Source organism: Paenibacillus sp. GM2FR, assembly GCF_002803325.1.
GTDB lineage: Bacteria > Bacillota > Bacilli > Paenibacillales > Paenibacillaceae > Paenibacillus_AQ > Paenibacillus_AQ lautus.
Genome location: NZ_MKZM01000008.1, coordinates 850,698 through 871,106, shown reverse-complemented (window position 1 = coordinate 871,106; position 20,409 = coordinate 850,698). Strand labels below are relative to the sequence as shown.

At 47.5% G+C, this 20,409-nt stretch carries 18 protein-coding genes; 7 read left to right on the top strand and 11 right to left on the bottom strand.

Annotated features, from left to right (window positions below; all coding sequences use genetic code 11):
- Window positions 1-42 precede the first annotated feature (42 nt).
- The 5 genes from PAEVO_RS04210 to PAEVO_RS04190 form a co-directional block, all read right to left on the bottom strand.
- Complete coding sequence (locus PAEVO_RS04210; protein WP_100536407.1) at window positions 43-936, bottom strand: carbohydrate ABC transporter permease; 894 nt, start codon at window positions 934-936, stop codon at window positions 43-45.
- Window positions 937-955: 19 nt separating this feature from the next.
- On the bottom strand, window positions 956-1,909 hold the full coding sequence (locus PAEVO_RS04205; RefSeq protein ID WP_100536406.1) for an ABC transporter permease: 954 nt from the start codon (window positions 1,907-1,909) through the stop codon (window positions 956-958).
- A gap of 335 nt (window positions 1,910-2,244) precedes the next feature.
- Window positions 2,245-4,503, bottom strand: a complete 2,259-nt coding sequence (locus PAEVO_RS04200; RefSeq protein ID WP_100536405.1) for a helix-turn-helix domain-containing protein — start codon at window positions 4,501-4,503, stop codon at window positions 2,245-2,247.
- 225 nt (window positions 4,504-4,728) lie between these two features.
- Entirely contained in the window at window positions 4,729-6,090 is a 1,362-nt protein-coding gene (locus tag PAEVO_RS04195) for an MFS transporter (RefSeq protein ID WP_100539317.1), read from the bottom strand.
- A gap of 213 nt (window positions 6,091-6,303) precedes the next feature.
- The gene (locus PAEVO_RS04190; RefSeq protein WP_100536404.1) at window positions 6,304-7,392 is read right to left on the bottom strand and encodes a saccharopine dehydrogenase family protein; all 1,089 of its coding nucleotides are present in this window, start codon (window positions 7,390-7,392) and stop codon (window positions 6,304-6,306) included.
- Between the two features lie 234 nt (window positions 7,393-7,626).
- On the opposite strand from PAEVO_RS04190, the gene PAEVO_RS04185 reads away from it, so the two are divergent.
- The 3 genes from PAEVO_RS04185 (at window position 7,627) to PAEVO_RS04175 (ending at window position 10,590) form a co-directional block, all read left to right on the top strand.
- Window positions 7,627-8,715, top strand: coding sequence for a LuxR C-terminal-related transcriptional regulator (locus tag PAEVO_RS04185; protein WP_100536403.1), 1,089 nt, complete (start codon window positions 7,627-7,629; stop codon window positions 8,713-8,715).
- A 253-nt stretch (window positions 8,716-8,968) separates the two neighbouring features.
- The gene (locus tag PAEVO_RS04180; RefSeq protein WP_100536402.1) at window positions 8,969-9,589 is read left to right on the top strand and encodes a DUF1796 family putative cysteine peptidase; all 621 of its coding nucleotides are present in this window, start codon (window positions 8,969-8,971) and stop codon (window positions 9,587-9,589) included.
- 188 nt (window positions 9,590-9,777) lie between these two features.
- The gene (locus PAEVO_RS04175) at window positions 9,778-10,590 is read left to right on the top strand and encodes a hypothetical protein (protein WP_100536401.1); all 813 of its coding nucleotides are present in this window, start codon (window positions 9,778-9,780) and stop codon (window positions 10,588-10,590) included.
- A 77-nt stretch (window positions 10,591-10,667) separates the two neighbouring features.
- On the opposite strand, the gene PAEVO_RS04170 is transcribed toward PAEVO_RS04175, so the two are convergent.
- Entirely contained in the window at window positions 10,668-11,258 is a 591-nt protein-coding gene (locus PAEVO_RS04170) for a hypothetical protein (RefSeq protein WP_100536400.1), read from the bottom strand.
- A 173-nt stretch (window positions 11,259-11,431) separates the two neighbouring features.
- Window positions 11,432-12,268, bottom strand: a complete 837-nt coding sequence (locus PAEVO_RS04165) for a helix-turn-helix transcriptional regulator (protein WP_100536399.1) — start codon at window positions 12,266-12,268, stop codon at window positions 11,432-11,434.
- Between the two features lie 122 nt (window positions 12,269-12,390).
- Between PAEVO_RS04165 and PAEVO_RS04160 the strand changes: the two genes are divergently transcribed.
- Both PAEVO_RS04160 and PAEVO_RS04155 read left to right on the top strand, forming a co-directional pair.
- Complete coding sequence (locus PAEVO_RS04160) at window positions 12,391-13,386, top strand: Gfo/Idh/MocA family protein (protein WP_100536398.1); 996 nt, start codon at window positions 12,391-12,393, stop codon at window positions 13,384-13,386.
- A gap of 23 nt (window positions 13,387-13,409) precedes the next feature.
- Window positions 13,410-14,357: an aldo/keto reductase gene (locus tag PAEVO_RS04155; protein ID WP_100536397.1), complete on the top strand. Its 948-nt coding sequence runs from the start codon at window positions 13,410-13,412 to the stop codon at window positions 14,355-14,357.
- A 136-nt stretch (window positions 14,358-14,493) separates the two neighbouring features.
- Here PAEVO_RS04155 and PAEVO_RS04150 read toward each other — a convergent pair whose 3' ends face one another.
- From PAEVO_RS04150 to PAEVO_RS04135, 4 genes are all read right to left on the bottom strand, one after another.
- Window positions 14,494-15,051: a DUF6022 family protein gene (locus tag PAEVO_RS04150; RefSeq protein ID WP_100536396.1), complete on the bottom strand. Its 558-nt coding sequence runs from the start codon at window positions 15,049-15,051 to the stop codon at window positions 14,494-14,496.
- 120 nt (window positions 15,052-15,171) lie between these two features.
- Window positions 15,172-15,762, bottom strand: coding sequence for a TetR/AcrR family transcriptional regulator (locus PAEVO_RS04145; RefSeq protein WP_100536395.1), 591 nt, complete (start codon window positions 15,760-15,762; stop codon window positions 15,172-15,174).
- A 25-nt stretch (window positions 15,763-15,787) separates the two neighbouring features.
- Window positions 15,788-16,243, bottom strand: a complete 456-nt coding sequence (locus PAEVO_RS04140) for a VOC family protein (RefSeq protein ID WP_100536394.1) — start codon at window positions 16,241-16,243, stop codon at window positions 15,788-15,790.
- A gap of 130 nt (window positions 16,244-16,373) precedes the next feature.
- Entirely contained in the window at window positions 16,374-16,694 is a 321-nt protein-coding gene (locus PAEVO_RS04135) for a hypothetical protein (RefSeq protein WP_100536393.1), read from the bottom strand.
- 133 nt (window positions 16,695-16,827) lie between these two features.
- Here PAEVO_RS04135 and PAEVO_RS04130 point away from each other — a divergent pair, with 133 nt between their 5' ends.
- Both PAEVO_RS04130 and PAEVO_RS04125 read left to right on the top strand, forming a co-directional pair.
- Window positions 16,828-17,109 carry a GNAT family N-acetyltransferase gene (locus tag PAEVO_RS04130; RefSeq protein ID WP_100536392.1) on the top strand — a complete coding sequence of 94 codons (282 nt, stop codon included), beginning with the start codon at window positions 16,828-16,830 and terminating at the stop codon, window positions 17,107-17,109.
- A 212-nt stretch (window positions 17,110-17,321) separates the two neighbouring features.
- On the top strand, window positions 17,322-20,336 hold the full coding sequence (locus PAEVO_RS04125) for a PAS domain-containing protein (RefSeq protein ID WP_100536391.1): 3,015 nt from the start codon (window positions 17,322-17,324) through the stop codon (window positions 20,334-20,336).
- Window positions 20,337-20,409: the final 73 nt, after the last annotated feature.

Below are 20,409 nucleotides of genomic sequence, written 5' to 3'. Positions count from 1 at the left end.
TGAGTTTATATGGTTCATCATTGTGAAATTCCGGGCTTCCCGTTAACCCTTAACGGAGCCTATGAGCACACCTTTCATGAAAAAGCGCTGCATAAACGGATAGATGACGATAATCGGCAAGCTGGATACGATCATGACGGCATACTTGATGATGTCGGCAATTCGGGCTTGTTTGGCCATCGCTTCCATGTCATCTCCGGTCATCAGCATCGTATCGTTCATCTGATTCTGTACGAGTATTTCACGCAAAATTAATTGAAGCGGATACAAGCTGCGGTCCTTCAAGTAAATGATGGCACTAAAGTAACTGTTCCAGTGGGTCACCCCATAATAAAGGGCCATGACCGCGATGATTGGAGCAGAGAGCGGAAGCACGATTTTCAGAAACAGAACGGTATTGGAGCAGCCATCGATTTCGGCAGATTCCTGGAGCTCTTTCGGAATATTGGATTGAAAAAATGTGCGGCAAATAATCAGGTTATAAACTGCAACTGCATTAGGAATCAGCAGCGCCCACACGGTGTTCAGCATTCCAAGCCAGCTGACGAGCAGGAAAGATGGAATCAGCCCGCCTCCGAAAAACATCGTGAATACGATCAAACCCATCATGATCCCGCGGCCTTTCAAATCTTTGCGGGAGAGCGCATAGGCCCCTGGAATCGTAAACAACAGGTTGATGGCTGTTCCTGCAACCGTATACAAAATCGTGTTCAAGTAACCGGACCAAATCTCCGGATTTTGAAACACGCGCTGATACCCTTCAAACGTAATGCCTCTGGGATAAAGCCACATCGTCCCCTGATTCACATAGACAGGATCACTGATCGAGGCGCTGATTACGTATACGAGCGGGTATAAAACGATGATCAGGATGAAGAACAAAAATATGAAATTGATGATTTCGAACACTCTGTCCGATCTGAGTTTCCTATTCATGGTTGTCTTCCACCCTCCTCTACCATAGACTTGTCTCGTTTACCCTCTTGGCGATCCGGTTAACGGTAAGCAGCAGTATGAAATTAATGACCGAGTTAAACAAGCCAATCGCAGCCGAGAAGCTGAACTGGCCTTGCACAAGCCCGCTTCGGTATACGTATGTGGAGATAACGTCTGACGACTCCAGATTCAGTGGATTTTGCAGCAGGAATACTTTTTCAAACCCGACGGACATAAAACTCCCTACGTTCAGAATGAGCAAGATCACCATCGTAGGCAGGATGCTCGGAAGATTGATATGCCATATGCGCTTCATCCGGGTGGCTCCGTCGATCATCGCCGCCTCATGCTGCTGGGGATCGACTCCAGCCAGCGCCGCCAGGTAAATAATCGTCCCCCAGCCCATACTTTGCCATACACCGGAGAGTACGAACACAGATTTGAACCAGCCCGGTTCGCCCAGAAATTGTACAGGTTCTCCACCCAAAGCCTTGATGGCTAAATTGACTAAACCGGTTCCCGGAGACAGAAAGGCGATAATCATGCCACTCATGACAACTACGGATATAAAGTGAGGTGCATACGTTACGGTCTGCACCCACTTCTTGAATGCCCCGTTCTTCAGCTCATTGAGCGCTAACGCGATCAGGATCGGGATCGGAAACCCGACGATCATTTCATACAAGCTGATGCCAACCGTGTTCCGGATCAGATCCCAAAAATAATAAGAATCGAAAAAGCGCCTTAAATGCTCCAGACCCACCCAAGGGCTGTTCCATATCCCCGAACTGGGGGCATAATCCCTGAAAGCAATCTGCAGGCCATACAGCGGGAAATAATGAAATACAATGAAATAGGCCATCGTGGGCAGAACGAATAAATACAATTCCCAATTTTTGAGAACCGACTTCCATCCGTTTTTCCTGAGCCCGCGCCCCACCCTTTTGGTAGCATGCAGTGTCTTGGCTGTCATAACCCAACCAACCCCTTTCTCAAAATTGAACTGGCGAACCGCAGTTAATAAATCCCATGCTACCTGTTCGAATATGTAATCGTAAATCTGTAGAAATTGTTCTGTGGTTGTTACTCTTTACATTCCCTGCCGCGACAAGGCGGATCCATGTAAATTTGTCGTTCTTGCTCTGGATTGTCGATTCTTTACAATTCTGTACATCCTTCTTGATCAAGGCTTATCTTCTGCCCGACCCAAGCCTAATGGACAAAAAAAGCGCGTTCTCTCGAATCGAAGATTTCGAGTAGAAGCACGCGTTTTATCGAAAGGCTATACGAAGATTTATAGCTTTGTACTCACGAATACAGTTTCCGGTACTGTCCAAGCGTAATACCTTCTGTATTTTTAAATTTGCGCATGAAATTGGAGACGTCCGAATAGCCAACACTGGCAACAATATCTTTAATCGTCAGGTCGCTGTTCTTTAACAGCCGTTTGACCTCCTCCATGCGAAGATGGGTAACATATTCGGTAAACGTATATCCCGTCTGGTCCTTCATGTAACGGCTGAAATAGGATATGGACATCTGGAAGTGATCGGCGATTTTCTCCAAACTCAGGTCATATTCCTGGTAGTGCTGCTCAATATATTGGAAAATCTCTGTTCCCATAGCGGTGTTCTTGCTTTCTTTATTGGCCTGCACATAATCGCATATGAGGTCGATGAGTCCGGTCATCCCCGCATCCAGTTGTTTCAAGGTCGTGAATTCCGCCAAATGGCTGCGATACTCTTGCGGAATACCCAGTTTCATTTCATTCATCGTTCTGAGAAACGTGTTGATCAGATCAAAACTCATGCAGCGGAAGTAAAACAAGGATACTTCTTTTCCTTCTAAATCATGCATGATGTTAGCCAGAGCGGTTTTGGCCGCTGTATCATTGCCCTGCTTCATGCTTTGCACAAGGCGGATTTGCTCTTCGATCGGGTACCATTCACTGCCTTCCTGCCACTCTGACATATCAGCGAAATATACGATCTCCCCTTTGCGAATTCGACCGCTTTGCTCCATAGCTGCAGTAGCTTCAATGTAAGACCGATTCACATGAATCAGCCCGGATACTGGGCTGCCCATACCGACCGTTGGCCGAAATCCGCAGCAATGCTCGAACAGCCGAGCAATTTCGTCTGCAATTTCCTCTTGGACTTGGCGCAGACATGATTCGTTGCAGCCCGTGCTAATCAGGATGGCGATGGACTGATCTGGTATGAGTTCTACTCCATACCCAACCGCATCTGTCATGGATATCTCGGACAGCAGCCGCAGCAGCTCTTCCCGGTTCTGCGTGGATATGTACTCACTCCCGTCCATGGGGATAACGGTCACAAAGCAGTTCTCTCCGGGAAGCGCCAAATTTTCCCTGGACAAAAAAGCTGTTGTCTCCTCCTCATCCTTGATCGAACCTAATATCAGTCGGACGAAAAACTGCTCCCGCACAATCGGACGCTGTTCATCGATTCTCTTCATCAGATCGCGCGTCGCCTGAACGGAATCGCGTATCAAGTCGAGTTCATTATGGAGGCTGTCATCGTTTCCATGCGTCCATACCTGTAAAGTCCGTACATAGTCTGCGATGTTCCGGATCGGACGGTATTGCCTAGTCGAAAGCAGTACAGCGATCAGAATCCCGAAGGCCACAACTGCAGCACAAATGAGTAATACAAAGGTCCGCATTTCCAGTACCCTTCCCAAAAACTGATCGGTTGGCATAACGATGACATAAGACCAACCCGTCAAATTTGATTTAGCCTGCATTAGAGAATAATGTTCGTCGCCTAGCTTGGCATCGTGAATGCCATCCTGGGTCTTGGAGACAAGTAACTGTTTGGCAGCCTGTTCCGTCAGGTCATTCTCGCGGCTCCTTGAAGCCAGAATGTTGTCCTTGGAATCCAAAATGTAAACGCTACCATAAAAGTCTCCTAAAATAGGACCCACCAGTTCGGTCAGCATCGATTCACGAATGAAGAAGCTAACCGTGCCGTAAGGCGATTGGCTATTGCGTGGAATCGGGAACATATACATCAGCACGTTTTGCTTCTGGCTGCTGCCCGAAACAGTAGTTTGGGTACGACGGATTTCAGGGATCTGAAGACGGCTCATTTCCTCGTCCAGCCGGATCCCGTCCAGGTCACTAAATCCGTACACCCGTTTCGCAAATGTATCGAATGAGTTGATTCCGGACGAAGTATACAGCCGCTCATCCCCATGAAAATAAAGCGCAACTTCATCGACAATCGTGTTATTTGCCTTATATTTGCCCAGCTCATCCACAACTTCAATTTCTTTGTATTTCCCGCTCTTCACTACGAATGGGGTTAGTTCGGAATCAATCGAAATCCTTGAAGCGGTGTTGTCCAGACCGCGTGCCAATAAGTCGAATGTATTCTTGACCTGGTTCAGCTTGTATACATTGGATGCCTCAATTTCACTTTTGAATCGTACGACCGCATTATAATACACGACACCGCTAAGTATAATGAACGGTATGGCAAAAATCAGTACATGCGACAGTAGAAATTGATAGAACAAGCGAGAATTGGTTCGTTTGCGCCTCATTGTTCTCCTCCAATATTAGTTATGGCAGCAAATTAGACTGGAATGCAGTTTTTCTTTAAATAATACAACTCCTTCCATTTATTATTGTACAATATAGGCGTTATTCGTGAGTTAGTCAATACAGAAGTGGCAGCTAACCATGGCGTATAAAAAGGCTTATTATACAAAAATCCCGATCTCTCCGCTGTTACAAGAGAGATCGGGATTTGGATCGCCAGTGTGCTTCTATGCTTTAGATTCGTCTGCTTTTTTTCCGATATAAGCCAATGTGTAGATCACACTTCCAGCTACGATAACCAACGAAAACAGAAGCAGCAAGTTGCTGTACAAGTCTGCCTCAGCATTCCATACCATCGGAAGAAGCGGGAAATCCAGCAATCGTCTGGAAAGCAAACCTCCTACGATCGCGACTCCGATCCCCTCGGATAAGAAGCATGCAAAATTAAGCATTCCCATCCCTGCTCCGGCTTCTTTCTCTTCCAGAGCAGCGGAAACGACGGTTGAAATCACCGTCTTCACAAAAGAAAGGCCTCCAAATACAAAAATCAGCATGGCGGCAACAATCCAAGGTGATTGATCCGCCAGCATAGCTATGGTTAAAAAACCACCGATAATCATCAAGGATCCTATATAGAACACAAAATGATGACCTTTTTTATCGACGAGTATGCCCCCTAACATGCCAAACAGCATGACGCTCATGGCACCAGGGAATATAATACCCGCGCCAATCATGCCTGTTGACAAATGATGGACGCTTCTCATCAGATAAGGCACCATGGACAGAAATCCGGCAACCATGCCCAAAATGATGCAGCCCGTGATCGTTCCGTCGATGAACTTCTTCCTTACGAATAAATACGGTTCGATAAATGGATTTGAGGCCCGCTTCATACGTGAGGCGAATAGTACGAGCGCTGCTAAACAGCCAGCCAGATACATCCACTGCTCATTGGTTGTAAATAAGGTAAATAGCACTACGCCAACGGAGAGCATAGCTGCTCCCGTAACATCCATGTTCCCTTTCCGTTTGGTTTCATCCGGCAGCACTTTTAAAAAGAACGGAATCGTTGCAAGCGTCATAAGAGGAAAAACAAACAACACGGACCAGTGCACATAATGGGCAACGACGCCTCCGATGACAGGCCCGATTCCTTCGCCCGTTGCAACCAGCGATCCTATAAGACCAAAAGCTCTGCCGCGAGATTTTGCATCGAAATAACGCACAATCATAACCATGACCAGTGCAGGGGTGGCAGAGGCTCCCGCCCCCTGAATAAATCTTGCCGCAATCACAGCAGGCAAATAGGCATGCGCCGCTAATCCCAGCATAGACCCGCTGCCGTACGTTGCGATGCCTATCATGAGCATTTTTTTGATCCCGTACAGATCCGATATTTTTCCGTACACAAACGAACCTATGGCGAACGACAGCATAAAGCCTGTATTGACCCAATTGGCAGTCGATGGCTCCACATGAAATTGCCTGGCGATATCCGGTAGTGCCACATTAAACACCGTTTCATTCAAAACGCTGAAAAACACCAAAAGTCCCAGCCAGGCAAACGCGCCTTTCACATTTGTGATCCGTAATTTTTGACTTGGTTGAGTAATCTCTTCCACTTGGTAGTTGCCCCCATAAAATTAGGGGAATACGCAGTTTATAGGGTCAATGATGCGATTTCCCTCAAATTTTGTACCCAAATCAATGCTTTTTGCCGCATGCAATAATCCTCCTTAGAAATTTCTAATCATTAATATAACATACGGTTTAGGAAAATTTGTAATCCGTGAATTTCCCTAAATAATCCCCCTCTCCCCATCCCGCCATACCTCCACGCTAACCTCTTTCTCCAGCCAGTCCTTCATACTCGCTAATTCAAACACTTGTTCAATATGGAACACCCCGCACGCCATTTTCCCACTGTACACAGCATCCGCAACGATCGCCGCTACCCTAGCCGTTAATTTGGACTGGTCCCGCCCGACCAGCAAGCATTCAACCGTACTGCTGTTGCCCTGGCGCTTACCCTGGGCTTCAACTTTTAAAGCAACATCATCGGATCCCATTTGTATATTCATAAAAGCTTGGACGGCAGCTTTCCGTATCCATTTCACTTTAAGCAGATGGTACAGACCGGATGCACGGAATCCTGCCAGTATGGAAGTTAGAGGGGAAGAAGCAAACCCCAACCGGGTCGACACGGTGGGGACTTCCAAGGTGTGAGGCAATGTCGATTGATCCGAGAACGGGAATCGATATACGGGTTTACGTCTGATTTTTCCGCCAAAATGAACCGCCCTTCCCTCCGAGAAACTCGCAACCGTCCTTAGGCGATGGTCCTCCATCACCTGAAAGTTGGACAGGAGATTGTCCACAGTCCACTCTACGGCAGCCTTGCCGTGCCGATCCCCTAAACCCAGCATAATCGAGATATCAATCGACTCTGTTACATCCAGACCTTTGCTCGCCCAGCTCGCCATTAGATTGGTTAACCCTGGGGCCAGTCCTACACTCAGAATGGCTGTCGATCGGGATTCCTCTGCTGCCCCCCTCCACTTCGACACTTGATTCAAAAATTCGGCTTTGGCCGATATATCCACGTAGTTGGTCCCGCTCCGGATGCAAGCCCCGACCCAGGCATCGTCCGCCTGATCCAGGCACATGACCACGAGTCTGATCCGTTCCCACTCACTCTCCATGACCGGCTGCTCCATATCCAATCGCATAGGGAGCACCTTTCCGCCTGTTTCCCGACTGAAACGTTCGGCTCGCTCCAAATTTCTTCCTGCAGCGTATACAAGTCCGGGATACTTCTCCCCTAACTCCTCGCATAGGATCCTTCCTACATGCCCATATCCGCCTACAACCACAATTCGTTCCTTCATGATGCTTCCTCTCCATCTCTAAAAAATTCTATATAAGTAACAGTCCAGTTCAAACTCGATAATCCTCAGTATAAGTCCTCCTTTATTTCAACATGGTGCAAAGGTGCAGATCTCTTTCATTCCTTCTCCATTCATGACATAATAAGAATCATTCTCAATTATAAGGATAGAGAACGATAACCCTATCCCATAAATGTGGGGTTTTTCTTAGACTGATGGTGCAGGTGACTCCATATGGACACGCAACTTAACAGCTTATTAAATAAAATAACAGCGCTTGGCGGGGCTTTATCAACTTCCCAGACCTACCGGAGCAGACTCATCAAGCAATTGCGCAGCTGGATTCCTTTCAAATCGGCTTGCTTTACGACGGTAGATCCACGCACATTGCTCTCGACCGGTGCGATAACGGATGAAGACATTGAGGCAATCCATGATGGCCTGTTCAAGTACGAATATCTGCACAGCGATTACAATCACTTTCATGAACTGGTAAACTCCATGGAGAAGGTGGCAACGCTAAGCGGGGCTACGAACGGGACTATGAGCAAAAGTCCTCGCTATCTGAACGTGCTGAAGCCGGCAGGCCTTCATGACGAGATGCGTGCCGCCTTGGTAGCGAACGGCATGTGCTGGGGATTTCTAACCATTTTCCGTCAGGAGGGCCAGCCCTTTTTTAGCGAGGAGGAACGGCAGCTTCTCTCTTCCCTGGCGCCATTCATGGCGGTCATGCTACGTGATCGAAGTCTTCCGCGATCCACTGTCACTGTAGATGGAATGGATCCTATGCCTGAGCCTGGTTTATTGCTGCTGTCCGAAACGCTTGATATTCTTTCTTATAACGCTGCTGCACGGCAGTGGATGTCATTGCTCCAGGATGCAGAGGGATTGGATGCCGCTTCACTCCCCCGCCCGCTGCGGGCAGTCTGCTTCCGGGCTTTGTCCGAGAACGACCGAGGAACGGTCTATTCAACGAGTGCCCATACTCGCGTCAGGCTGAGAGACGGATCCTTTGCCAGCATACGGGCAAGTTTTCTGCATGGCCCTGATGCTCTTACCAAGCTTGCCGTAACGCTTGAACCTGCCAATACTACGGATATGCTGCCGCTAATCTCGGATTCGTTAGGATTAACGGAACGCGAGAACGAAGTGATCAGCGGTATTCTGCGAGGATTGTCCACCAAGGAGCTTGCTCAATCGCTGTTTATCTCCCCCTACACGATTCAGGATCATCTGAAGTCCATTTTTATCAAAACCGGCGTCAACAGCCGAAGGGAATTAATATGGCAGCTTCATTCAAAATATAGCCTGAGTCCTTCATAATGGGGTCGTTTTTCTTTCTTCGGGCAGACATCCATTCCCGAAAATATAAATATATGAAAAACGAAGCGCGCTTTCCTTATTCGTGCTTCGTTTTTTTTGTGCGGCACCCTCTGCTCAAAGTATCAGCCCCTTCAGCCGTAAGCTTAAACGGTGGCTGGCCTCTGCTCTCCACACCTACCATGGTCACTACTCCATACCAACTCTATCTATTTGCATAGGATATCTAATGATAGATTCAAGGAGGTCTGGAAGCATGACAACCCCTATGGAGTTTGATGCCATTTTCAGTCTGGGTCACAACTGTCAGGTTGCCGCCCAGCTAAGAAGAAACAAGCTGCGTCATGCAGCGGGTCCGTTGGACTGGTTCAACTTCGCTTCGACACACGAGTTTTGTAAAGTCATTAAACATCAATTCAGCGATTTCATGCTCCGGGATAACCTGGTCATATATGGTAAATCGGTAAACTGTTACTATGTACGAGACAAACGATCTTCCTGTTTATCCTTCCATGATTTCAAGAACAACCCGGAGGAGCGGCCGTTATATGACTACCCCGTTTTTCGCGAACGGCTGAATCGAAGAATCGAGCGCTTTAACCGCAACTTGAATTCTGAACAAAAGACTCTGCTCGTGCGGATCATCCCGCATAAAAAGGATGCTGAGACGATTGATCAGGTTATTCGTGAAACCTACTCCAATCCGAACGTAACCCTGTTATTTGTCATGCTTAGCAGCAGTCCGAGTATTGTAACCCTTCCCTCATTCTCGGATCTGGTGCTCATCAAGCAAATACCGAAAGGACCCACATGGGAAGGAGATTTGGAGGCTTGGAAGACTATTCTTGGAGAATTTTCGCTCATTTCAGGGGAATAAACGTTTGACAAAACCAAAATTTTCCCGTATATTTACAAAAAAGTGAATCGGAGCTCTTACGAAGGAAGCACCCGTAAGTCTGGCGTTTAACAGCGCCTTTCTACGGGTGCTTTTTGTCGTGAGTCCGGTCATCCTGTCATGATGCGCTTACCGCTAATGATGATTATTATTTTTAAGGAGAGATGTTTATGTTTAGAAGATTACTGACTTCATCCCTTGTCATGGCACTATTTCTCACTTTAATTCCCATGCCTTTCGCAAATGCGGCCGCGATTGAGTTCACCGATACGGTTCAAGCCCAATTGAATGCCACGGCGGACCGGGCCGGCGGAACTGTTCGTGGGAAGCTAATCAAACAGTACGATGATTTTAAATCCGAACGAAAGGAGGCGATGGATTGGGACGATCGAATCTCATCCCTTCGTTATGCCAATGAAGCCAAAGCTTCGGAAACCCGCAAAAGAATCAGCGAAATCGATAAGGACAAAATCCGCAAGCTGGAAGATCAGCTCCAAGCAGCCAAAACCAAGTACCAGCCGCTGTTTAACACCTATACCGCTCTCAATAAGCAAATCGCCGCTGCTAAAAAACTCAAAGACAAAACACTCTCCAAGATGCTGCAGTCACAGGCCGGTGGCATGAAACTCCTGGTTACCCTGGGACGTGAGGATATTAGAAATAAGCAGGCAGCCCTTACGGCAGCCAAGAAAGAGAAAACTTCCAAAGCGGCAAAGGTCCGCACTATCCTCTCCGAGATTGAATCCTACAAAAGCAAGATCAAGGGCGATAAAAGCGCAATCTCTACACCGAATAAACTGATGACAACCGAGTGGAAAAATTTCAAAACCGCAGTAAAGGCCAATGAATCGGCCAGAATCAGCGATACCCTTTCCAGGCTGTTGACGCTCTCCGGTCAGATCCTGACGAAAAAGAAAAGCATTTACAGTCACGAACAAAAAATCGAGTCTATCATTGCACGTGCAAATGCACAATTAAAATAACGATTCAAGAATCTCTCGATACAAAAAATAACTTCTGCCGAGGGCAGAAGTTATTTTTCGATATGCAACAAGTCAACTCAACTTGAAGCCGTTTGTAACGGGTATTGGAATCCAGCCAACCTGGATTGATCCAGCAATGGATAGTCATATAACATGCCTTCGTAAACAACCTCGAACGCCGGATGCTGAAAGAAATCATTCGGAGTTACTGCGGAGGAAGGGCGATCCCATAGATGGATTCTGCTTTGCTTCATCGCTTCCGCTACGAATTGTGAGCAGAAGTAGGATCTTTCTCTCGTAATATCAAGTCTCATCAGAACGCCGAACATACCGATGAGATTGTACCCGTAAGCATCCTCTTCATCCTTATAATTTTGAATCACGCGTCTTGCCGCCTCAAATTGCTCCCTTGTGATCTGGAGACGGAGCAGAGCGCAGCGCGTGCCAGGAAAGTGACGGAAGGTCCCTTCGTATACATCTTCCTCCACAAATCCTCCAACCCAAGGATTGTTGGCGCATTTGCGGCCGAAACTGAACACTTCGTTCAAATTCTCGTCCAGCGCCAGCGAAGCATGATTATAGGGCGCTGCCGTAATTCGTTTGATCAGTTTCGTAAACATCGTACCCGTATCAGTCAGTAGAACATATATATTTTGGTTATTGGACATTTGGCTTTCCCCCACATACATTGATTACATATTTCATTGAATCCGGATTTCGTCAAATCCTTCGTTAATTCCATTGTAGTAGAGGCAAGCCGTTTCCATAACCGACTATAGGTGTGAATAGAACCTGGACCTAAGTCGAGTTCTCACCTGACCTTGCGACATGAACCCCCTAACTATACCCCATATAAGCGACGATAGGAAGATGGCGTCATGCCTTCATGCTCCATAAATCGCTTGTTAAAATAACTGACACTTGGATAGCCCGCTTCTACTGCAATTTGTCCGATGGTTTTTTCTTTATGGTCGAGCAGCCACTGCTTTGCCATCTGGAGACGGCAGCGCGTTACAAAATCCATCGGAGTCATCTCCATGACATTGCGGAATAATTTGCAGAAATAGTAAGTGGTTACGCCGAGTCTGTCCGCCCACTCTTCCAAAATAAACGGCTGTGCCGCTTCCTGCTGCATAATCGGCAGCAGTTCAAGAATCCGGTTGGCGGAGTTGTTCGATTTATTATCCGATAATGCGGACGCCTGCTCCACGAATACCGCTAACAAGGAATACGTAAGCGTGGATAATTGCGCAGGCTTAAGCATCCGGTGGGTCTCCGCCTCACTTAACAGCGCTTCATGCGCTTCCTCAAAAGCAGACGGCTGCCGAATGCTCCAAAGCTGGCTTTTATGAAATCCGCGTTCGATGAAATAGTTCTGCAGACCGCTGCCATAAAAGTGAAACCACCGTACATCCCACGGATCGTCCTCGCTTGTGTAATAACGCTGTGCCTGCATAGGAAAATACAGCACGGCTTCACCTGGGCCAAGCGTATGGACTACATTTTCGATTTCAACATACCCTTTACCGGAAGCCACATAGTGAATATTGAAATTGTTTAAAGACCCGGCTGCCCGCGTAACCGTATGGTCCGGTTCATCCCGGTAAATTCCCACCGATTCGGGCAGGCAGAAGAACGGCATTTGCGGAAGGGTCAGCAGATGACTTTGTCGTTTCATCATAATACTCCTCGAATGACAATATTGTTGTATTAGACTACAAAATAATATTATATCAATTTTATTTCTTGTCTTTTATAATCGCAATATAATCTTAATAAGTTGTATAGGAGCTGATGAACATGACTCAAAAACTTCGTTGGGGAATCCTTGGCTGCGCCAGCATTGCCAAACGCTCGGTCATACCTGGTTTACAGCAATCCCGTCTCAATGAAGTCGTTGCCATTGCCAGCCGCGATCAGGCAAAAGCAGCCCAAACGGCAGAGGAACTGAATATACCGACTGCATACGGCAGTTACGAGTCCTTGCTCGAGGATTCTTCCATAGATGCTATCTATATTCCGCTCCCTAACCATCTACATAAAGAATGGAGCATCCGTGCGGCGGAAGCCGGTAAACACATTCTATGCGAAAAACCGCTTGCGCTGACGGAAGCAGAAGCAGCTGAAATGGCAGAAGCAGCAGCTAAGGCCGGGGTAGTACTGGCCGAAGCCTTTATGTATCGCTATCACCCGCGGTATGACTTGATGAAGGAAATGATCAACGCCGGTGCCATCGGGGATATTCGGGGCATTCGCAGCGCGTTTACCTTCAACAGCTCAGCCAATCACGGCAATGTCCGTTTCCGCAAAGATTGGGGCGGCGGCTCGATTTATGATGTCGGCTGTTATCCGATCAATGCCGCGCGGATCCTGCTGAATAAAGAGCCGGAAGCTGTTACCGTTCAAGCTTTCTTCTCACCTGAGCATGACCATGTCGACATGATGGCATCCGGATTAATCGAATTTGAAGGCAATGTCGCTCTGACATTTGATTGCGGAATGTGGGCGGCGTATCGCAACCCTCTTGAAATTGTAGGCACGGATGGCCTGATTGAAGTCCCTTACGCATATAGCCTGCCTGAGGACGGAGCGAACTTCATCTTAACGACAGGCGAAGGACGTAAAGAAATCGAGGTTCCTCGTGCAAACGCATACAGCGAACAAGGTGATCATATGGCCGAAGCTATTTTGAACAACAAACCCCTCCGCTACTCCGCAGAGGACGCCATTCACAACATGAAAGTCATTGACGCTTGCCTGCAATCTGCCCATGAGCGGAAGCGAATTGTATTGTAATTACACCCAAGGAGGATATGAATATGAAATATATATCAATCAAGGGATTAAACAAACCCGTCTCAGCACTAATGAAAGGAACGGACTACTTCTATCATGATTCGTACGAGAAAGCTGCCGCCAATATGGATGCTTACCTTGCGATCGGCGGCAATTCCGTTGATACCGCCCACATCTACTGTGGAGGTCAAAGCGAAGAAGTCATCGGCAGATACATGCAGGAAAGAGGTAACCGGGATCAGATCGTCATCCTGACCAAGGGTGCCCATCATGATCAGAACGGCCCGCGCGTGAATAAAAAAGATATCAAGAGTGACATCACAACGAGCTTCGAAAGACTGCAAACGAATTTCATCGATCTGTACGCTCTTCACCGTGACGACCCTGAGGTTCCGGCAGGTGAAGTTATTGAGGCCCTGAACGAATACATTGCCGATGGCAGCGTGGGTGCCATTGGGGTATCCAATTGGACATGGGAGCGCATCCGGGATGCCAATGCCTACGCTGAAGCGAATGGACTGGTCGGTTTCTCCTTCAGCAGCCCGAATCTCAGTCTGGCCAAGCCAAACGAGCCGTTCTGGAAAGGCTGCGTCTCAGCCGATGCAGAGACGATTGCGTGGCATGAGGCAGAGCAGTTCCCGCTGTTCTCCTGGTCTTCTCAAGCGAGAGGATTCTTCACCGGACGATTTACGCCGGAAATTCGAGATAATGCGGATCTTGTGCGGGTATTCTACAGCGATGCGAACTGGGAGCGATTAGAGCGCGCCAAACAACTGGCCGCAACGAAGAATGTGACAGCCATACAGATCGCGCTCGCTTACGTGCTGAACCAGCCATTCCCGACATGTGCGCTGATCGGTGCGCAATCAGCCGAAGAATTAAAATCCTGTGATGAAGGTTCAACCATCCAGCTGACAAGGGAAGAAATAGACTGGTTAGACCTAACGATCGATCAGCTGTCTACAATCTAAATGTTAAAAGCGCCTTGTGCCAGGATAATTCCATCCTGCTCAAGGCGCTTTTTATAGGCTAATGTACCGTCTGAAACCCATCGCTAGGACGAAGCCATCTCCTTGATCGGTAGAATCCGCGCTGATGAGTTACTTCCTACTCCTGCAAACTCCGAAGATATGCTTTATATTCAACCGTAAACTCGAGTGCTTCCTTAAAATCCGGGGACTTGAGCGAAAGGGCTGCGACGACTTCCTCTTTTCCTGTCTCATGCAAGGCTAGGATACGAGGCTGCCTTGGGACGCGAAACTGGGTATGATCGTGATATACGATGGTGACGATGGTGCCAAGCGGCTCCTTCTCGGTTGAATAAACCGTGCTCCACATCCAGCGCTGCTGGTCCGTCCCTTCCGGGCTTCCCCATTCTCTTGAAATGTCAAAGTTCCCCGGGAAATTAGGTTCAGGACGTATTCCCAGCTCCTTGAATTGTCTATGAATCGGCAAGAATAATAGGTTCAAAAACGTCCCATACGCTGCATCTCCACCCTCGTTGTATGCCCGCATCAGTTTTTCATGATTTACGGTGAGTACTGTTTGCCAGTTTCGTTCAATGTATTCGGAAACATAGCTTCCGATGGCTTCGATGGGATGATCTTGATGATCTTGGTGCTCTTGGTGCTCTTCCAAAAATTCCTTCAGTGGTTTTGGTTTCATGGTTTACCCCTTCCCATTTCATGGATTTTTTGATGTACCTCTCCAGCTTACAACATGGGTGCAAATTGTAAGGTTTGTAGGATAACCAGCCCATATTAGGGGTAAACCTTATCATGTACTTTAGTCTCTTACCCTGAACCCTTGTAACATACCGGCAATCACATCCATCGTTTCCTCGAGGCCTTTATCGGTTTCCGGCATTTGAGCGACCCAGAGCGAGCATTCGTTTAATGCGCCGGACAAGGCATGGGTCATAGCATCAACAGGAATTCTTTTCATAATCCCCTGTTCCTGCATCAAGGTTAACTGCTCCCGCAGATGACTCATCGAATGCAGCTCGTCCATTTCTCGCCAAGATTCCCAGCCTACGACACTTGGACCGTCAATGAGCATAATCCGCTTATTCTGCGGTTCGACCACGGCTGCAACAAAAGCCCGGCAGCCAAACAGGAGCTGCTCCCAAGGATCCTCGGAGCTATCCGCTTCCGTCTCGACGCGCTGCGCTATTTCCGATTGCACTAATTCAAGCACAGCCAGGAACAAACCTAGTTTATTCTTAAAGTGATGATACAGCGCGCCGCGGGTAACTTTAGCTTCGTCGGCAATCTCTTCCAGTGCCGCATTGGCGTAGCCTTTTTCCGTAAATTGGGTTCTGGCTACCTTCAGCAGCAGCTGTATTGTCTCGTTGGTTTCGCTTTTGCTTCTTCTCATATTTCGCGTTGTTCCCCCCTATGCATCATTCTCCGGGGTCAACCCCGTTTGGTGACCACACTTCTTCATTATACTGCTCGAGAAAGGCCTGGGAAGGCGGAATAATCTTGATCATGTCAATCAGTACCCCATTCGGGTCACTAGTAATAAAATGCCGCTGACCAAATTCTTCGTCCCGCATATCCTGATGAAGCTGCAGCTTTTCGTGGATGACCAGCCTTTGGTACTCGGCATCCACATCCTCCACCTCGAAATTCAGAATCAATCCCTGTACAGGTTTCTGAAAAGCGGACGGTACCGTGGGATGGTCTTTGGACAAGATGGCCATTTCATAAGCGCCTTGTCCTTCGTCACCCTTCTTCAGGCTTACATACCAATCCGCTTCAAAAACAATCTCAAAACCAAACAACCGTGTGTAAAAGTCTGCGCTTTCGGCAATCTTCTCAGTCATGATCACGGGATAAAATCCTTGCAGCTTCATATGGAAAACATCTCCTTCTATAATGGGATGCATCCAATTTAACATACATACAGTTTGTATGTAAACATGTTTTTTAAAACTTATCATAAAAAAAAAGAACCTGCTGATCGGACCGCAGGTTCTTCGTTTGCTACCACAACAAGCTAACAGCCAATAGATTGAACAATGCTAACGGCAATATGACATTAGGATTGGGCCCGTATGGCACAAATGGAGGGTATCCCGGGAAGAAACCTCTGTTCCCTTGTTCTACAAGAATGTACACATTCTTTGCATCAACATTAATGACGATACCTTCAATGGCTTCATCATCCATCGTATGCACTCTTACCTTGCGATTGACTACGTTTTTCATGGCCGAATGGGCGCTTTCTCTATGTTTCTTCATGGAATGTACCAACTGGTGGTCGCATTGAAACAGCATTTGGGGTTGGGTTGAATAATGGCTCATAATGCTCCTCCTTCATTCTCTTCTATTCGCATTGTATGCAAATGTCCCGTCAAGGGTGTTTGCCTATCTGAAATCCGTTTAATGCATAGCGGATACGGGTATAGTACAACCAGATGAAGGAGGGTTAAACACCATGGACAAACGAAATATACAGACAAAGCCCGGAAGCTTTTTTATTGAAGATAACGGAAAAAAGGTAGCCGAAATCTCCTACTCACCTCAAGGAAACGGAGTGATTAGTATCGATCATACCTATATTTCACCCGGCCTGCGAGGCCAAGGAATCGCCGACGAACTCGTTCGAAAAGTAATAGGACACGCTCGGGAAGAAGATTTGAAAATCATCCCCGTCTGCTCCTACGCCGGACATTATTTTGACAAAAACGTCGAAGATCGTGTACTGCTGCACAAATAACAAACGATGATTAAAACAACATATGGCATTAGGAATCGGATGTACCCGTAAGGTTTAACTCGCCAGCCATAAGAAAGCTCCTCTTATCGGTTGGCTTTTACGCGCCATTATTTCCAAGTTCAAATGTAACGTTGGTATTTTCTATTGCGATAGAGTGATCCTATCCTCTATGATCAAATGGTATAGCTTAAGTTAGGGAGGCAACTATAATCATGAGGCAAACAGCGGAACATTGGGTCTGGGAACAGATGTTTGATAACTTGCCTATTGGGGCAATCCTGATTTCTGCGGTTGACGAGCCTGTGGCCAAGGTTAATGATCGTTTTTGCGAACTTATCGAATCCAAACGTTCAGATCTGCTTCAGCTCAAACCTTCCGAAATCCAAGTTCTATCCAACTTATCGATTCAACAAACATTACAATCATTGACATATGACCTAACGTCCACGATCAAAAAAAACTCTTACTTTATCCGCCGTGACGAAAATCAAGTTCAAGTCTCTGTGACGATTTCCCTGTTGAACCATCCCGCCCCTGGAGAGGCTCCATGGATTTTATGCTGTATTGAACCAGGGACCGTACAGGAGGAGTCGTCTTTGCCGCCGACCATTAAGAATGATGAGCTGCTTGCACTCATCTCCAAAAGCGGACAAGATCTTATATCCATTAGCAACGCCGACGGCATCATCGAATACATCTCACCTTCTGTAACGGAAATCCTCGGATACACCCAAGAGGAAATGACGGGCCAATGCCGGATCGATTACTATCATCAGGTTGATTCCGAGCAAATGAAAGAACCGGGCAAACTATTCTCAGAGGAAGATAGTTTCGTTCGACGCATACGCCATAAGGACGGGCATTATTTATGGTTTGAAACGTCTTTCCAGCTGGTACGGGGAGCGCAAGGCGAGGTTACCAAGGTCCTGGCCATTGGACGAAATATTACCAAACGCAAAACGGATGAGGATACGCTGGCGCATGCGCAGCGGATTGCCAAGATTGGTTCCTGGCGTTGGGACTTGATTACGCATACGCTAACCTACAGCGATGAAATGAGGCGAATTTACGGGTATCAGATCAGTACTACCGAGCCAAACCATAACACGCTGCTGTCATTGGTCGTTCCGGAAGACCGCGAGCGGCTGGAGGCGGAATTGAGCAGAGCCATTCTAGGAAAAGCGAATGAAATCATTTACCGGATCCAGCTTCAGGACGGGCATATCCGAACGATTCGAGCTCAATGGGAGGTCTCCGTTACGAACCAAGGCAGACCGATGGAGATGGTCGGCATGGCCCAGGATATCACCGAGCAGGTGCTGATTGAACAGCAGTCGCTGGAGAATGAAAATAAGTACAAACTCATAACCGAAAATTCCCTTGATTTCATATCGAGCAGCACCATAGGCTGTTCCACGTTTCTTTATTGTTCACCTTCCTGTTATTCTCTGCTTGGATATCGTCCGGAGGAGATGGTTGGCACCAGTATATTCGATTACGTATACGCTGAGGATATCATCCCGCTCCAGGACTATTTCAAGAATTGCCTGGACGGCAAATCGCTCACACCCATTACCTTCCGTTATATACATAAGGATGGCAGGCACATCTGGTTTGAAGTCAATTGCAAGTACATTGGCACGCAGGACGGCCAAAAGAACGAAATCATTTCGATTGCCCGCGACATTTCCGAGCGAAAGATGATGGAATTTAAGCTTAAAGAAAGCGAGCAGCGATATCGTTCGCTATTTGAATATAATCCGTCGGCGGTATACTCCCTGAATTTGGATGGCGACTACTTAACGGCCAATCAAAATTTGCAGGAGCTGACGGGATATTCCCTGGACGAGCTGATCGGAATGTATTTCGGACCGATTGTAGCGGAAAATGACATGGCTCGAACGTTGTATCATTTTAATCAGGCGACAGAAGGCATACCGCAGAGCTATGATCTGACGATAATTCATAAGGATGGACATCCCATCAACATCAATACCATCAACATCCCGATTTTCGTGGATGACGAAGTGGTCGGCGTCTATGGCATTACCCGGGACATTACCGAGCGCATGCGAACCATGGAAGAGATTAAGAAACTTAGCCGCGAGCTCACTCTTTTGCTGAATACGGTATCCGAAGGCATTATCGGGCTGGACATTCACGGACATGTCGCTTTTATCAATCCGGCAGGCGCAGCGATGCTGGATTATGAACCGGCCACCACCATCGGAAGACCTTGCGACCAGATTATCAAAGAAATTCGCCATGACGGCACTTTTTATCGGGGGGATGATTCACCGCTTGTTCGGGCCGTCAAACAAGGCGTACCGCTGTCCAGAGCCGAAATTGTGCTTTGGCGAGGCGACGGAACCAGCTTTCTGGCAGATTATCAGGTCAACCCAATCTGGGATCAAGGAGAGCGTAAAGGCGCCGTTATGGTGTTCCGTGATATCACTGATGAGAAAGAGATCATCCGGGCGAAGGAGAATGCCGAACGGGCTGATCAAGCGAAAACGGAGTTTCTGACCATGATGAGCCACGAACTCCGTACACCCATGAACGGCATCATCGGTATGATTGAGCTGTTAAGAACGACCGAGCTTGACGAGGACCAACAGAATTATACCGATATTTTGATGGAGAGCAGCAGCTCGCTGCTGCACATCCTGAACGAGATCCTCGATTTCAGCAAAATCGAGACCGGCAATATGACCCTCATTCACGAACCGATCGACTTACGTTCCTTGCTTGAAATCGTCGTTGATTTATTTTCGGCCAAAGCCAAAGAAAAAGGATTAACGTTATCCTGCAGCATCAACAGCTCCACGGTTCCCGATGTGATCATCGGCGATGCCCTGCGGCTGCGGCAAGTGCTTGTTAATCTTATCAGCAATGCTATCAAATTCACCCATGAGGGCAGCATCGTGATGAGTGTCGAGGGACTGCGCAGGACGGGAACCCATGAATTCACGCTTGCTTTTCAAGTAAGGGATACGGGAATTGGCATCCCTGCTGAACAGCAGCACCAGCTGTTCACCTCCTTCTCGCAGCTTCATCCATCCTTGAATCGCAAATACGGCGGTACGGGATTGGGGCTGGCAATCAGTAAAAAACTAGTTGAGCTGATGGGAGGGGTCATCGGCGTCGAGAGTCGTGAAAACATCGGTTCCTCCTTCTACTTTACGATCCCGACCCATACGCTGCATGATGATATCACGGACAAATAAGCTTCGGTTTCACTCCAATATCCTCCACAAAAAAAGGGTGATCTACAGCAATGAGCTGTGGACCACCCTTTTC